General features: G+C 48.1%; 15 protein-coding genes. 10 read left to right on the forward strand and 5 right to left on the reverse strand.

The annotated features are described in order from the left end of the window. Nucleotides 1-112 precede the first annotated feature (112 nt). Together cdaS and MKY28_RS24120 are read right to left on the reverse strand one after the other, a co-directional pair. Nucleotides 113-742: a sporulation-specific diadenylate cyclase CdaS gene (gene cdaS / locus MKY28_RS24115; RefSeq protein WP_047840418.1), complete on the reverse strand. Its 630-nt coding sequence runs from the start codon at nt 740-742 to the stop codon at nt 113-115. 209 nt (nt 743-951) lie between these two features. Next, nucleotides 952-2,466, reverse strand: a complete 1,515-nt coding sequence (locus MKY28_RS24120; RefSeq protein WP_340938032.1) for a DUF6359 domain-containing protein — start codon at nt 2,464-2,466, stop codon at nt 952-954. Nucleotides 2,467-2,690: 224 nt separating this feature from the next. On the opposite strand from MKY28_RS24120, the gene MKY28_RS24125 reads away from it, so the two are divergent. The 3 genes from MKY28_RS24125 (at nt 2,691) to MKY28_RS24135 (ending at nt 3,975) form a co-directional block, all read left to right on the forward strand. Next, nucleotides 2,691-2,984, forward strand: a complete 294-nt coding sequence (locus MKY28_RS24125; RefSeq protein ID WP_076329895.1) for a hypothetical protein — start codon at nt 2,691-2,693, stop codon at nt 2,982-2,984. 153 nt (nt 2,985-3,137) lie between these two features. Beyond that, nucleotides 3,138-3,293: a hypothetical protein gene (locus MKY28_RS24130; RefSeq protein WP_017691064.1), complete on the forward strand. Its 156-nt coding sequence runs from the start codon at nt 3,138-3,140 to the stop codon at nt 3,291-3,293. 124 nt (nt 3,294-3,417) lie between these two features. After that, nucleotides 3,418-3,975, forward strand: coding sequence for a GNAT family N-acetyltransferase (locus MKY28_RS24135; protein ID WP_340937245.1), 558 nt, complete (start codon nt 3,418-3,420; stop codon nt 3,973-3,975). A 160-nt stretch (nt 3,976-4,135) separates the two neighbouring features. Here MKY28_RS24135 and MKY28_RS24140 read toward each other — a convergent pair whose 3' ends face one another. Next, nucleotides 4,136-4,912, reverse strand: coding sequence for a Crp/Fnr family transcriptional regulator (locus MKY28_RS24140; RefSeq protein ID WP_240768291.1), 777 nt, complete (start codon nt 4,910-4,912; stop codon nt 4,136-4,138). 376 nt (nt 4,913-5,288) lie between these two features. Here MKY28_RS24140 and MKY28_RS24145 point away from each other — a divergent pair, with 376 nt between their 5' ends. The 6 genes from MKY28_RS24145 (at nt 5,289) to MKY28_RS24170 (ending at nt 9,502) form a co-directional block, all read left to right on the forward strand. After that, nucleotides 5,289-5,720 carry a GAF domain-containing protein gene (locus MKY28_RS24145; RefSeq protein ID WP_340937247.1) on the forward strand — a complete coding sequence of 144 codons (432 nt, stop codon included), beginning with the start codon at nt 5,289-5,291 and terminating at the stop codon, nt 5,718-5,720. A gap of 109 nt (nt 5,721-5,829) precedes the next feature. Next, the gene (locus tag MKY28_RS24150; protein ID WP_017691068.1) at nt 5,830-6,480 is read left to right on the forward strand and encodes a response regulator; all 651 of its coding nucleotides are present in this window, start codon (nt 5,830-5,832) and stop codon (nt 6,478-6,480) included. Continuing rightward, the gene (locus MKY28_RS24155) at nt 6,473-7,588 is read left to right on the forward strand and encodes a PAS domain-containing sensor histidine kinase (RefSeq protein WP_036673065.1); all 1,116 of its coding nucleotides are present in this window, start codon (nt 6,473-6,475) and stop codon (nt 7,586-7,588) included. The genes MKY28_RS24150 and MKY28_RS24155 overlap by 8 nt, the downstream gene beginning before the upstream one ends. A gap of 271 nt (nt 7,589-7,859) precedes the next feature. Then, the gene (locus tag MKY28_RS24160; protein ID WP_036616550.1) at nt 7,860-8,354 is read left to right on the forward strand and encodes an Lrp/AsnC family transcriptional regulator; all 495 of its coding nucleotides are present in this window, start codon (nt 7,860-7,862) and stop codon (nt 8,352-8,354) included. A gap of 12 nt (nt 8,355-8,366) precedes the next feature. Beyond that, entirely contained in the window at nt 8,367-8,954 is a 588-nt protein-coding gene (locus MKY28_RS24165) for a chromate transporter (protein WP_017691071.1), read from the forward strand. A gap of 2 nt (nt 8,955-8,956) precedes the next feature. Continuing rightward, nucleotides 8,957-9,502, forward strand: coding sequence for a chromate transporter (locus MKY28_RS24170; protein ID WP_340027830.1), 546 nt, complete (start codon nt 8,957-8,959; stop codon nt 9,500-9,502). 157 nt (nt 9,503-9,659) lie between these two features. Here MKY28_RS24170 and MKY28_RS24175 read toward each other — a convergent pair whose 3' ends face one another. Next, the gene (locus tag MKY28_RS24175) at nt 9,660-12,032 is read right to left on the reverse strand and encodes an Ig-like domain-containing protein (protein WP_340937249.1); all 2,373 of its coding nucleotides are present in this window, start codon (nt 12,030-12,032) and stop codon (nt 9,660-9,662) included. A gap of 211 nt (nt 12,033-12,243) precedes the next feature. On the opposite strand from MKY28_RS24175, the gene MKY28_RS24180 reads away from it, so the two are divergent. Further along, complete coding sequence (locus tag MKY28_RS24180; protein ID WP_036616541.1) at nt 12,244-12,849, forward strand: methyltransferase domain-containing protein; 606 nt, start codon at nt 12,244-12,246, stop codon at nt 12,847-12,849. Nucleotides 12,850-13,234: 385 nt separating this feature from the next. Here the strand turns inward: MKY28_RS24180 and MKY28_RS24185 are convergent, their stop codons facing one another. Further along, complete coding sequence (locus MKY28_RS24185) at nt 13,235-14,371, reverse strand: glycoside hydrolase family 88 protein (RefSeq protein ID WP_340937251.1); 1,137 nt, start codon at nt 14,369-14,371, stop codon at nt 13,235-13,237. Nucleotides 14,372-14,544: the final 173 nt, after the last annotated feature.

Genomic DNA, 14,544 nt, shown 5'->3' on the forward strand with positions numbered 1-14,544 from the left:
ATAATTTTATCGTCTATCCATAGAAAAACCTCTCTCCCTTACAGGAGAAAGGTACAATTCTCTCAACTACATCAACCTATTCGCCCCGAGCAGGCCAATTAATCGTTCACATTTAAGGGAGCGTCTCAACCACATTGATTGGATGCAAATCGCCATCTACAGCAAATGAAGCCTGTCCTGTCTCCTCGGAGACAACTAATACAACCGCATCCGTCAATTCACTGAGTCCCAGTGCTGCCCGATGACGAGTGCCTATTTTTCGTTCATGCACTTCCGCTTGCGACAACGGTAGCACATTACCAGCGGATACAATCTGATTGCCACGAATCAACACAGCCCCGTCATGTAATGGCGCACCAGGAATGAATAGCGATTCCAACAACGCATGCGTCACTCTTGCATCCACAGTCACGCCTGAGTGAATGATCGACTCCAACGGAATCTCCCGTTCAATCACAATCAACGCCCCATATCTCCGGTCAGATAGATGCTGCACGCTCGATGTTAATTCGGCAAACTTCTCGGTAAAGGGTGACAGATAACAATCCAGATAAAACGAAGAGGCGAGAACCTCGATCTGCTTGATTTCCGCTCGAATCTCTGCAAATTGCCCCAGCAGGCAGGCACTGTCATTGTCAAATCGGGATAACGTCAGATTCATACGCTCTGCTACACGATGGAGGTCTGCCTTAAGCTTCTGCCTCATCGAGGAACTGTCACAGTCTGCTTGCTGAGTCATCATTCGCCGCCTCCTTGGTTGGGTTGGGCTTCACGCCGCATCATTAGTACCCATACCTTCCCCTCTGGAGCACATATTTATGCAATGGCAAGGCTGTAGGAGCTAATCACGATCTTCATTGTAACTGATATAACAAGCAAAAAAAGAGCCTGTCCGCAAAACTCCACGGTCAGACCCTATTCGCATAATAATTTGATGTTTGTCTACTTTACTTATTGCGCTTTGCCGTATGAACCTGTCTTAAATGTAGTCGGATCATACCATTTGTACCCTGCCGCTGGTGCAGCCCATGGCTCAAGTTGCGGCTCGGTTGATGCGGCCGGAGCTTCGATAGGAAGCAGGCTTGTTGCCGTATCCAATGTCAGTCCTGGCACTTGTGCCAGACTCGTGTAGCTCTCTTTGGCCGCGAGCCATTTCACAGTATTCACAAGGAACGTTGCATCATCCACTTCTTTGAATCCATCGTAGGTCTTCTTGGTAGCACCGGTCTCTTCACGCAAATATTTCGGAGTCGCGTCTTCTACAGGTGAAGAGTCACCGATAAATGCGGCTTTGCCTGCACCAACCTTTGCAATGGCAGCATAGGCTCCTTCAGCTCGTCCACCACCATTATATACGCCCTGGTCCACGGCATTGCCCCACTTGGATACACCACTTGGTACATACACCAAGCCTTTGGCTTTGTTCGGGTCTATAATCGCAATGGTCGATCCCGCATGCATGGCTACAGAATTAACACCAGCCGTAATGCCGAAGGATTGTGCAGGTGCAACGATATCCGATGCATTTACATCTCCAAGAGCATTGTAGCGGAAACGGACACCAAAGTTCGTCGCGAGCCAGTCTGAACTAGTCACACTCTGCATCGCTGGTGATTCGGCTTCAGCCGAAGACATGCCTTTGGCCGGATTCAGGAAGGCACCGCGGCGATAGCCGTTAAATACTTCGGAAGAATCCCAGCGGTTTTTGTTGCGGTCTGCATTATAGTGGTCGGAGATGAAGAAAATACTCCCTCCGTTCTGCACGTACTGCACCAGCGCAGCCTGCTCAGTCGCTTTGAACGGCACGTTGGCTTCGCCGATGACAAAGACGTGGTAATCTTTCAATTTATTATAGGTGATGGCTTGCTCACCGAATGTATACGGGATGCTGCGTTCCAGCTGATCCACGGCAAAGCCTGCGTTTCGCAAACCATTGGCAAAATCCGAAAATGCCCCGTCAATAATCCAGTCGGCAGCACCTGCTGTCTGGGCGTGGGTATTATCAAACAATACTTTCTTGCCGGTACCGTCCGGCAGTGTTGTGCCCGGGTTTGGTTCTGGATCAGGATTGGTTGTTCCGGAGGAAAGTGTGATGGACGTTGGGTTTTTGACTCCTGCATAGCTGTTGTAGGCACCTAAGGTTCCGGTTACGATGATCTTTTTGCCTACAAGACTGGGGTTGGACGCCAATCCATATTGCGAACGGAAAGATGAGGGAATCTGTACATCCAATAATCTGGCGTTGGTTCGCTCTGACGCTGAATCCGCAATCAGAACATTAAAATCATTGGCATAGGGAGATGTAAACTTCGCGGTAAGCGACCCGGTAGCATGTCCAACAATAATTCCTTCAACCGTTGCTGTGCCTCCACCGCTCTGGGCAGCGATGGCCTGAGATACCGTAAGTGGTGCTGCAGCTTGTACCGGACTTTGCGAACCCGGCCCCAGCAGTGCGGTTGCCATCATGATAAAGACCAGGAATGCCCCGATCCAGTGCTGCCATAACGCCTTCTTCATATTCCCTTTCTCCTCCTCCAAATTACCTGATAATGGGTTATCCTCCTTTAATTTAATTGTTCATATGCTGAATTCCTCTTTCTTTTTGTAAAGTTTATGAAAAAGTTTAGAAGTTGAGTCTATTGGCCCATACTGATTATCATTAGAATTCCATTTACCGAAGGAGTAAAACGATGATGAAGTTAATATTTTTGTTGCTCTTGTTAATTGTTCCGCTGATTATGGCTTATGTTGCTCTTCGTTCCCGCATGGTTACCCGAGTATTCCATATTCTTGCGCTACTCTGTTTCTACAGTGCGGCAACCGTCATCGCTGGTGATGTGTATGCGACGAATGCTCATATGACCACATTCACCACCGAGATTCACCATTTCCTGTTGAATGGCTGGTTCCTGTATCCGTCTGCATATCTCGGTGTATACATTCCCTATGTGCTGTGGATGAGCCTATTTTCAGAAAAAAGTTGAATTCGATGCGGACTTGGGATTGCATTTTGCCAGCGTTCATTGCATAATGAATATATAAACATGATAATGATTATCATTCTTGAACTTGTCTCTTTGTAACTTTCTACTGGATATGATTTTACGATTTTATAGATAAAGGGGAACGAACATCGAATGAATACAACTCTGCAAAAGGCTGATCTGCAGCTTGACGATTATTTGGATCTTCTGAACCTGGCAACCAATCTGGGTGATACGAGATGGCAAAAGGAAATTATCCGTAAGCTGGCTTATACTTATCCCGCAGTTCAATGTAAACAACCACAATAGCATTCGACATACATCATAGATCTACATTATGGCTCATGACCGATTCATTCGTTGAATCTGTTATGGGCTATTTTTGTTGTACAATGGACAGTAAAGTTATTCAAACGTGAAGGAGTGAACAACGATGCAATTGGAGACCGAACGACTCATCATCAGGGATATTCTGGAGACAGACTGGAAAAGTATACATAGCTACACATCCATGCCGGAAGTTACACAGCATACAGCGTGGGGGCCGAATACCGAAGAGGATACACGAGCATACGTGCAGTTTGTATTGGACACACAGCAGGCACATCCAAGAGAGGGCTTTGAACTTGCAATATGTTTGAAAAGTGATGGAACTCTCCTTGGCGGAGTCGGTATTCACGTGATGGAGAAAACCAATGCAGAGATCGGTTATGTCCTTAACCCCGCTTACCAAGGGAAAGGTTATGCCGCCGAAGCAGCCCGCGCTTTACTAGGTTTCGGTTTCAACGAACTCGGCATTCACCGGATTTACGCCAAGTGTCGTCCGCACAACACAGCTTCGGAGAATGTCATGAAGAAGATTGGCATGCAGCGTGAAGGTCTGCTGCGGGAGCACTGGTTCTACAAAGGTTCCTTTCATGACTCTGTGATCTATTCGATTCTTGCAAAGGAATATGCAGGTGAACAATTACAAAGAAACACAAAAAGCTGACTCCCATATATGGGACGCCAGCTTTTCTTTTACTCCGTAACGACCCCAATCGCCAATGGAGGTGAAGCCTTGAAGCCTCATTTGGAATCCAAATCAAATTTGTTCCTCGGGAATGCAACCGTTGTGCTTCCCTCAACTCGGAACACCGGAACAAGTTATTTTACAGTCGGCACAGCTCTACCGGACAGCTCGGGAATGTCGGACATCCGCACATACAGCGCAGGGCTGCCAGGTCACGAATCATCAGTTTGCCGTCCATCATATCCAGCGTACCTTGTTCCTTCCATGCCCCCAGCATCCGCGTTACGCTCTCCCGGGTAGCTCCAATCATCTCGGCAAGATCGGTATGGTTCAGCTTCATATCCAGCACAATACCATCCGGTGTAACCCTGCCATACGAATTGCTGGCACGGATCAGTGTCGAAGCGAGCGCACCCGCCTTGCCATAGAGCAGCAAATCACGGAATCTCGACTGGGTGATCCGCTGCGATAGTGCCATCCATTGCAAGAATTTCAAGGCAAGGTCGCCATGTTTGCTGAGTATACTTTCCAAATCGCTAAGCGAGATAATGGCCAGTTCCCCTTTTTCCGCCATCTCTGCACTGTAGCTATGATTCAATCCGCCGATGCCGCCGAATTCACCGATGAGATCGCCGCTTTGCTGAATGGATAAAATAATTTCCTTGCCATCCTCCGTCGACTTGGTCATTTTCACTCGTCCCGAACGAATGTAGTACAGATATCCGGCTTCATCGCCTTCGAGAAAGAGACTATACCCCGACTTCACCCGTTTGGGCTGCATTTTTGCTTCAATCAGGTCCCATTGCTCAGATGTAACGAACGAAAGGATTCCGCCTGTTTCCCGTGTCATTTTGCCCGCCTCCGCTTGTTTCTGCTCTGCTCTTTGGGTTGTTCTTTCTACAAATACTGTACCCATAACCTTCGTCCCCCTCGGTGATTCCTTATGTATCCATCATACCGCGAAAGTAGCGCGAGGGTTATCGGGGGATTACCTGATCATTAACGAGAAACTCCCTGAATTTGCTGTGAGAAAAGTCACATTTCACCGATATGCCTCATCCTTCGCATTTCTTCAATCCCTTGGTGCACCTGATTCAGGAGTCTTCCACTGCCTAAGTTCAGTAGATTATAGAACGGAAATAGGGGTTTTCCCTGAATTACAACGTACGAGAAAGGGTCTACAATAGAATTAACATTGTAATACCCTTACTTTAAGATGATCCTGTTCAAAGGTTAATGATAATTATTACACGTCACGTACGTTATAATTTCGAAAAAGGAAGTGTCCTCTCATGCATGATGAACTGCCATCTGGCATTCAGGAGATGATCGACGGCCTGCGCCTGAACACATCCAGCGACTTCTGTGGACTTGCCTGTCTGAATGGGACGATGCTACGCTGGAAGTACACCTCTGGGGCTAGTAATGAACGGGTGAAACGCATGGAAATGCGCCCCGGACAAGATCTGGTGGGCACAGCCCTTCGGACTGGACGCACAGCTCGATCTGATACCCAATCCGCCGGGGAGCATACACCCGGTCGTTGCCCGTTAATGCTTGCTGAGCGGTTGGTAAGTGCCATAGCGGTACCTGTGTTCCAGGAAGGAAGCGTGCCTGGCGCCGTGCTGCTCGTTGGCAGCAGACTGCCTTGCACCTTCTCATCGGACATGATCCGGCAGACGGAGCAAATCGCTCTACATCTTCAGCCGAAGGTGTTTGGATAAAAGTATGAACTAGAGCGTGAGAGAAGCTATTCGGAGATTAAAGCTCTGAATGGCTTCTTTTTTTGTTATGATATAGATAGAACTAAGGAAGCGGACAGGGGGAAATCATGTGATTCAACTATTAGTTGTAGACGACCATGTTGTCGTGCGTTCCGGGCTGATCGCCTTACTTGAAGGAAAGAATGATATACATATCGTTGGAGATGCCGCAGATGGCGATGAAGCCATTGCCAAGGCTCAAGAGTTGAAACCAGATGTGGTCTTAATGGATTTCAGCATGCCGCCAGGCAAAGACGGTCTGACCGCTACCGCTGAATTGAAGAAATTGATGCCAGATGTCTCCATTTTGATACTAACCATGCATGACGATGAAGAATATCTGTTCCGCGCCATCCACGCGGGAGCATCCGGATATATACTCAAAAGTGCGCCGCATGAAGAATTGCTTGCTGCGATTCGTTCCGTAGCAGAGGGTAGCGCCTATCTGTACCCCAGTGCGACCAAGCGGCTGATGAGTGAATACCTGGACAAAGCCAAACAGGAAAACGCCGGACCGTATGACACGTTATCCGAGCGGGAGAAAGAGATTTTGTCCTGGATTGCCAAAGGCTACGCCAACAAGGAAATCGCCGAACATCTGATCATCAGTGTCAAAACGGTCGAATCCCACAAAAGCAATCTGATGGAGAAGCTTGGCCTGCGTACACGACCGGAACTGGTGAAGTTCGCTATGAAAAAGGGGTTGCTGAACTTTGAGTAGTGCACGCAAGAACAGATTAAGTGGACTCGCAGACCAGCCCGTACGCCTCCTGCTGAACGAAATCGATAATCACATTACGGATAACGAATTTCGCAGCAGGCTGAAGGGTTCTCTGCATCAACTGAGTGATCTGAAATTTGCCTTGGATGAATCCTCCATTGTAGCCCTGACAGACCGCAAGGGTAAAATCCAGTATGTGAATGATAAATTCTGTGAAATCTCGCAGTATGAGCGCGAGGAACTGATCGGTAAGGATCATCGAATCATTAATTCTGGATACCATGGCAAAAGCTTTATGAAAAACCTGTGGGAGACGATATCCTCAGGTAAGGTATGGAACGGGGAAATTCTCAATCGTGCCAGAGATGGCAGTCATTATTGGGTCAACACCACCATCGTGCCTTTCCTTGATAACGACGGGGAGCCATATCAATACCTGGCTGTACGCAGTGAGGTCACCAAGCTGAAATCCGTCGAAGCCGAATTGCAAAAGATGATGTCCCAAGTGATGAACATTCAGGAAGAGGAACGACGCCGGATCTCGCGTGAACTGCATGACGGGATTGGACAGAGTCTCTTCTCTCTGGTGATTCAGATGGATCGCCTGCTGGCAGACCAGCCTCAACCGGGGGTTGAAGCACTTCGTAAACAGGTCACGGGTATCATGGAAGATGTACGCGGTATGGCATGGGAGCTGAGACCATCCGTTTTGGATGACCTGGGTGTTGTTCCGGCGATTCGTACGTATATCGAGAATTACACCCGTCACTACGGGATCGAAGTTGATCTGGAATGTAATTTGCGCAAACGACTGGAGATGAACCGGGAGATAGCCATCTACCGAATTATTCAGGAAGCATTAACCAATGTCGCAAAGTATGCCGATGTTGCCGAAGCACGTGTTACTATAGAAGACGCTGAGAACATGACGATGGTTATTATTGAAGACCAGGGTGCCGGATTTAGCGAAGCAACCGCTGGCAATGGCGTTGGATTGTTTAGTATGGAAGAGCGTGCCCGTGGTGCAGGAGGAACGTTGAGAGTTTCTTCCGAGCCTGGCGAAGGGACTACCGTTACCCTTTTACTGCCCAAGACAGCACAGGGATAACCCTACATGCTTCGTATCACACTTTGCGCTTCACTCCAGCTTATCTATTATTTAACGGCTGCTCGCTATTAGACTGTGCGAGTGGTCTTTTTATTTTCCGATTGGTCGAAATGACAAAATGAAGGCTCAAAATCGGTTAAATTCAATAATCATGATAAATAGATTGACTCCAGTTACGATTCGTCATTAAACTATGAATACCACATACACATTGTATGTTTAGTAAAATTTCATTGTTCATTTCATATAGCGAGAGAAAAGGATGGTCAACATGTCAGAGAAACGCTCCTCCAAAGGAGGAGAAATTCCACAAATGTACAATCTGGACGAGATGGATCGCAAAATCATCGCCGCGCTTCACCACAACAGCCGGATATCCTATACGGATCTGGGTACACAGATCGGGTTGTCACGTGTGGCTGTTCAGGCCCGCATTAATGCGTTATCCGAAAAAGGAATCATCGAACGCTTCACCGTTGTAATCAACCCTGGCAAGGTTGGGCTTCAGGTCTCGGCCTTTTTCAATGTCGATGTCGAACCGCCCTTCCTGGATGAAGTCGCTGAGAAACTGGATGAAGAGCCAGCCGTCACCAGCCTTTATCATATGACAGGCCCGAGTACCCTGCACATGCACGGTATTTTTGCGGATATGGAAGAGATGGAGCAGTTTTTGCTGGAGAAGCTCTATAAGATGCCGGGTATCGTCAAAGTGGAATCACAGCTATTGTTGAAACGTTATAAAAGCCGGATGGGCATGAGACTCTAGGAGGAAATCAGCATGGGTTGGAAAGATTACAACGGTCTCGTCATCGGAATGGTACGAACCGGAATTCTCGGATATGGCGGCGGCCCTTCGGTGATCCCGTTAATCCGTTACGAAGCCGTTACGCGTTACAAATGGGTCAGTGATGAGGAGTTCGGCGAGATTTTGGCTATCGCCAATGCCCTTCCGGGTCCCATCGCGACCAAAATGGCCGCATATCTCGGTTATAAAACCAAAGGTGTGCTGGGCGCGATCGTGTCTGTACTCGCTCATATTTTGCCGACAAGTATTGCCATTATTGCTCTGCTCGGTTCCATGTACGCGCTACGCGAGTCGAAAGTGGTAGCAGGCATGGTAGCCGCCGTAAGGCCAGTCATTTTTGTCATGCTGGGCATGATGGCTTATGAATTTGCCATGAAAGCCTGGAAGGGACTTGGTAAAGTTTTTGCCGCCCTATTCGGCGTAATTGCCTTTGTACTATTACAGCTGCTGGATATCCATCCGGGGATTGTGATCGCGGTTTTCCTGGGATATGGTGTCTTCCATCTGGATCTGGTTCAGCGCTTCAAGTCCAAAGGCGAGTCCGATAAGGGGGTGTCCTAAGGATGCTCCAGACGTGGTGGGAATTATTTTGGGGATTTTTCGTAGCAAACATCTTGGGATATGGGGGCGGTCCGGCTTCCATTCCGCTTATGCAGGAAGAGATTGTGAACCACTACCAATGGATGACCACCGAGCAATTCGGTGATGTACTGGCGATTGGTAACGCCCTTCCCGGCCCGATTGCAACCAAAATTGCTGCATTTGTCGGGTACCACGTAGCAGGCTGGTTTGGGGCAATTATCGCAAGTTTTGCCACAATCGTACCTTCCGCGACCGCACTAATTATATTACTTCGTCTGTTGAACAAACATCGCACGTCACCAAAAGTCAAAGGCATGACCCTGCTTGTGCAGCCTGTTATCGCCGTACTCATGATTCTGCTCACATGGGAATTCGGGCAGCTGTCCACTGATTCCATCGGCATCTGGCAGACGTTGATCATTGCAGGCATCTCGCTCTGGGTCATGACCAAAACCAAGCTGCATCCGGCCATTCTGATCGTGATCGCTTTTGCCTATGGTGCGCTGGTACTGTCTCACACGATGTAGTAGTAGAACATACAGGGAACGATCCCTTAATAAGACGTTTCAGATTCGTCAGCGCTTGAAGACACGCCTAGTTTATAGACAAAAAAACGGTGATACCAGCTATTAGCTGGCATCACCGTTTTATTTTCGCGTTTCACGCTCACATATGGAAAACCAATTACTTCGCTTCAACCACTACCGTTACTTTGGTTTTCACACCTGCAAATGTCACCGTAATTGTTGCTTTACCTTTGCCGTTCGCCTGAATAATGCCATCTTTCACCGATGCTGTTGCAATACGGGAAGATTTCCAGAGAGCCGGTTTGGATACATTAGCTTCACTGCCATCAGCATACGTTGCAGTTGCAGCCACGGTTACCTTTTCACCAGGTTTCATGGTCAACGTTACTTTATCCGTCTGCAAGTATTTCAGTGTATCCACATCTACAGCAATGGTGACAGACTTGCTACCGTATTTTGCTGTGATTTTGGCTTTACCTGAACCTGTAGCTTTGACTTTACCTTTGGTTACTTGAGCTACTTTGTAGCTGTTCGTTTTCCATTCAGCTTTGTCAGAAACATCACGCTCGCTACCGTCGCTCAAGAAGGCAGTTACCGTCAGATCAGCTGTATCGCCTGATTTCAGGGAAAGAACTGGCTCGGAAGCTTCAATACGTGAGATGACATCCACTTCAACTTGGATCGTCACTTTTTTGGAGCCGTATTCTGCTGTGATGTTGGCTTTACCACTGCTGTTACCTGTGATCACGCCTTTTTTCACATCCGCTACACGTGAGTTGCTGGATTTCCAGGTTGCTTCGGATGTTACATCCAGCGTGTTTCCATCCTCATCCGTACCTGTCAGAAGAATGGTTTGTGTTTCTTTGGCGGACAGAACAACGAAGTTCACATCTGCTTCCAGTCCACTTGCCATACCTACTTCAACAGGTAGAGTCAGCGTTTTGCCTTCAATCTTCGCTGTGATGGTCGCTTTACCTGTAGCAACACCTGTGATAACCCCTTTGCTATCTACCTCAGCGATTTTGTCGCTGCTGCTGCTCCAGGTTGCATCTTCAGATACATCTTTGGATGTTTCACCATACAACGCCAGCACTTTAGCCGAAGTCGTTCCACCAACGGCTACTGATGCTTTTTTCTTATCCATCTCATACTTGTCTGCTACGTCTACATTCACTGTGAATTTAACCGTTTTACCGCCATAAGCCACAGTGATCGTAGCCGTACCGGATTTGTATGCGATCAGATCGCCGTTTGATACATATACAACGTCTGCATTGCTTGAAGTCCACGTTGCTTTGGAAGTTACAATCTCTGTGCTTGCATCAATATACTCTGCATTGGCTACCAATGTCTTGGACTTGTTACCACCCGCAACACTCATGGAGAGTTTGTCATTTACATCTTTGATATCCAAATATCTTGCCGTATCTACATCCACAGCAATTTCTACGGTTTTGCCACTATAGGTTGCTTTGATCGTTGTTGAACCTGCGCTAATGGCTGTGATCTGGCCCTTGAATACCGTTGCAACCTTCTCATTGCTGGATGTCCATGTCGCCTGATCCGTTACATTCACATCGCTGCTGGTTGGATAAGAAGCTGTTAGAACAACATTAGCCGTTTTGGTTGTCTCGCTCAAACGGAAGAAAATGCTTTGATTTACCACGCTCAGTTTGCTAGTTAGATCCACATCCACGTCAACGGATACTGATTTCGTACCGTATTTGGCTGTGATCTTGGCAGAACCTGCCGAGTATCCTGTAATTTCGCCTTTAAGAACGTCTGCGACCTTCTCATTGCTGGATGTCCACTCCGCCAGATCCGTTACATCTTTGGTTGTCCCATCTGGATAAGTAGCCGTCACTTTTACAATTTCGCTTTTGTTCAAAAGCAAGTTAACTTGCTTTTTATCTACATCTACACGTTTAACCACCTCAACGTTAACATCCACCGTGACGCTCTGGCTGCCGACTTTGGCTGTGATAACGGCTGTACCTGCACTTTGTCCAGTTACTTTACCATTCACAACAGTAGCAACCTTCTCATCACTGGTAGACCATTCTGCTATCTCGGAAGCCTTATCATTCGGTGTATTGTCACTGTAGATTGCTGTCAAAACGATATCTTTTGTATCTCCCGTGCGCAAATCCAGACTTTGCACGTTTTTCGAAAGGGCTTTGACCTTCTTCGTTACTTTCACTTGAACGGTCTGACTCTGACCCTGGTAAGCTGCCGTAATCGTCGCTTTACCTTCTTTTTTGGCCGTGATTGCACCATTATATACAGTTGCTATCGAAGTATCTTCGCTACTCCAGGTTGTACTAATCGTTACATTAGCCGAGGTATTGTCTGAATATACCCCTGTCACCGTAACAGACCCAGAATCACCAACTTCGAGCGACATCTCATTCTTGGAAACCACAATTTTGGACAGTTCTTTATCTGCCGCAGCGGCCAAGCCTACGTTGGAAATACTCAGCATCAACACCAGCATCATCACCATGTACTTGGTCAATCTTGGCTTTAACATCATTTCCCCCCGATTATCATCATTTTTTTCCTTATGTTTTATGTCGGCAAGTTCTTTCCAGATGTTTAGACTTTCAGGAAATTTTCAGGGAATTCTATGGAAATTAATTTATCTTCTATTCCTGTTTCAACCGATCATACCTGCGAATATTGCGCATACCTATGTATATTGGCAGTCTTGAACTTCTTTTAACAGGATTGGAGGAAACATAATGCATCAGCCTTTTGATTACATCGGGTATTGGGAGGAAACATATCGTTCGGGTGAAACTTCCGGGAGGGGTTCATACGGGGTTTTGGCTGAATTCAAGGCCGAGGTCGTGAACGGACTGATTCAACGTGAAGGGATTCATCGTGTCATTGAGTTTGGATGTGGGGATGGCAACCAGTTGCAATACATGAATTATGAGGACTACCTGGGCGTGGATGTAGCGGCTTCTTCAGTAAAGCGTTGTGCTTCCCAATTTGCCAAGGATTCTTCCAAGAGTTTCATGCTGTATACACCAGGCCTATGGATTAACCGAGGTTTCCTGCAAGCCGATCTGACGGTCTGTCTGGATGTGTTATATCACATCACGGATGAAACGGATTTTCGCAATACCCTCTATGATATTCTGCACTCCTCAACAGCATGGGTGGTGCTTTACACCCGTTTGAAAGAAAACGGCAACCCGGGGATTGATACAATCCAGGACCGTAATCTGTTCGAGTATCTCTTCGACTATCCTGATTTCAAAGTTCATGAGATTATTCCGCAGCGCTATCCAGATCAATCTTCTGCCGACTTTGTCATCCTGAGACGTACACCTTCGAAGTGAAAAGCGATCTTTTCAGTAAAGCATAGCTAACTCTGCACCCCAACTGGACCCGTAAGAATGAGATATTCATAGGCCAGATACTTCTTTTGTCTTCTTTCGATTATGTACACCATCCACCTGTCCACTCACCTTGATTTGTCTATTCAAAGCTCAAGCTTAGGTATACTCCGTCTCCAATAGAAGGGATATCGTTCCTAATACTGGAGACAGCCTCACGTGGACAGGTGATGATGGTTTGCTACTGATGCTACTGACAACTAAATACTGAATATATAACTGGTTAACTAGTTGAATCTAATCAAATAATTCGAAGGCTCACAACACAAAACCTTACTAATCCGTTCTCATCTTCGGTTCTTCCAGCCCGTAGTTCTCAATTCTTCTTTTAAAATAACCCCGCATGTCCACGCAGCTTCGCCAGCGCTTCCATATAGAAATAATCGCCGTATATAATCGGCACATTCAACCCTCGCCCTTCCGGGTAATGCACCGTTCCCTGCATGATCAGACCTTCTTCCGCTGCCGAGTCGCCAGAGCTATAGTGCTCATGCAAGCCGCGGACGATACGTTCTCCCGCGGCAGCATAGGTCTCCCCGCGCGGCGACAGCTTCGCCAGCTCAAGCAACCCGCTCGCGGCAATCGCCGCAGCGGACGAGTCCCACGCCACCTGATGCTCCGCAGGTGCGCGGAAATCCCACATCGGCACGATCTCTTCGCCAAGCATGGCGAGGAAGAAATCGGCCGCACGCTCCGCTGTCTCCAGATATCGGGCTTCGCCCGTATACCGGAAAGACAGCGCAAACCCGTGCAACGCCCAGGCGGTCCCCCGCGCCCAGGCGGAACCTGGAGCATGGCCCTGTCCGCCATGCTCTCGCAGCTTCTGCCCCGTGTGTGGATCGAACTCCACCACGTGGCAGATGGACCCGTCCGCGCGGATGAATTCGCGCGCCACGGTGTCCGCATGTGCTTCCGCCAGCCAGCGGAAGCGCGGGTCGCCGCTCTGCTCGGATGCCCAGTAGAGCAGCGGCAGGTTCATCATGCTGTCAATGATGGCTACGCCGCGCGTATCCATTGCTGACGAGCTGAAGTTCCAGGCGCGGATGAACTCACCGCGCACGTGGAACCGGGCTGCGAGCAGGTTGGCGGCAAGCATGCCGCGCCGCCGTCCATCCATGCTACCCGTCTGGCGGTAGTTGGCTACGCCACTAAGCAGCCAGATGAACCCCAGATCGTGATCCACCGATTCGGGATCACGCAGACAACCTTCCAGTTGCCGCTCACAGCTTTCGGCAATGCGATGTAGCGAAGCCGCCGCTTCACTTGCCGGCGCATCCTCATAGACCAGCCATAACAATCCAGGCCAGAAACCTGCTGTCCACCATTCCGGATCATTCCGGTCATACGTCCCATGCGGGGCAATGTGTGGAAATGTATCCTTGATCCGCTTTGCATTCCGAATTGTCTTGGCAGCGCCCTGTTGCCACGCTTCCTCGAGCCATTTTACCGACGTTGATGTGTTCATGAACATAATCCCTCCTCGATTCAATACCAGACATCTATGCTTGATGCTCCAGCTCATCCTCAACTTATCTATAGCGTCCAATAGCTATCAGTTAAATATCACTAATCATCCACGAATAACACTTTTAACTATGCTTCGAGCTGTTTTGAGATGTTTGGAGATCTAATGATCCT

It is taken from the genome of Paenibacillus sp. FSL R5-0473 (genome assembly GCF_038004565.1).
In the GTDB taxonomy this organism is placed as follows: domain Bacteria; phylum Bacillota; class Bacilli; order Paenibacillales; family Paenibacillaceae; genus Paenibacillus; species Paenibacillus amylolyticus.

Coding starts and splice junctions, on each gene's coding strand:
- cdaS (WP_047840418.1), bottom strand. CDS start 742: ATGATGACTCAGCAAGCAGACTGTGACAGTTCCTCGATGAGGCAGAAG.
- MKY28_RS24120 (WP_340938032.1), bottom strand. CDS start 2,466: ATGATGGCAACCGCACTGCTGGGGCCGGGTTCGCAAAGTCCGGTACAA.
- MKY28_RS24125 (WP_076329895.1), top strand. CDS start 2,691: ATGATGAAGTTAATATTTTTGTTGCTCTTGTTAATTGTTCCGCTGATT.
- MKY28_RS24130 (WP_017691064.1), top strand. CDS start 3,138: ATGAATACAACTCTGCAAAAGGCTGATCTGCAGCTTGACGATTATTTG.
- MKY28_RS24135 (WP_340937245.1), top strand. CDS start 3,418: ATGCAATTGGAGACCGAACGACTCATCATCAGGGATATTCTGGAGACA.
- MKY28_RS24140 (WP_240768291.1), bottom strand. CDS start 4,912: ATGGGTACAGTATTTGTAGAAAGAACAACCCAAAGAGCAGAGCAGAAA.
- MKY28_RS24145 (WP_340937247.1), top strand. CDS start 5,289: ATGCATGATGAACTGCCATCTGGCATTCAGGAGATGATCGACGGCCTG.
- MKY28_RS24160 (WP_036616550.1), top strand. CDS start 7,860: ATGTCAGAGAAACGCTCCTCCAAAGGAGGAGAAATTCCACAAATGTAC.
- MKY28_RS24165 (WP_017691071.1), top strand. CDS start 8,367: ATGGGTTGGAAAGATTACAACGGTCTCGTCATCGGAATGGTACGAACC.
- MKY28_RS24170 (WP_340027830.1), top strand. CDS start 8,957: ATGCTCCAGACGTGGTGGGAATTATTTTGGGGATTTTTCGTAGCAAAC.
- MKY28_RS24175 (WP_340937249.1), bottom strand. CDS start 12,032: ATGTTAAAGCCAAGATTGACCAAGTACATGGTGATGATGCTGGTGTTG.
- MKY28_RS24180 (WP_036616541.1), top strand. CDS start 12,244: ATGCATCAGCCTTTTGATTACATCGGGTATTGGGAGGAAACATATCGT.
- MKY28_RS24185 (WP_340937251.1), bottom strand. CDS start 14,371: ATGAACACATCAACGTCGGTAAAATGGCTCGAGGAAGCGTGGCAACAG.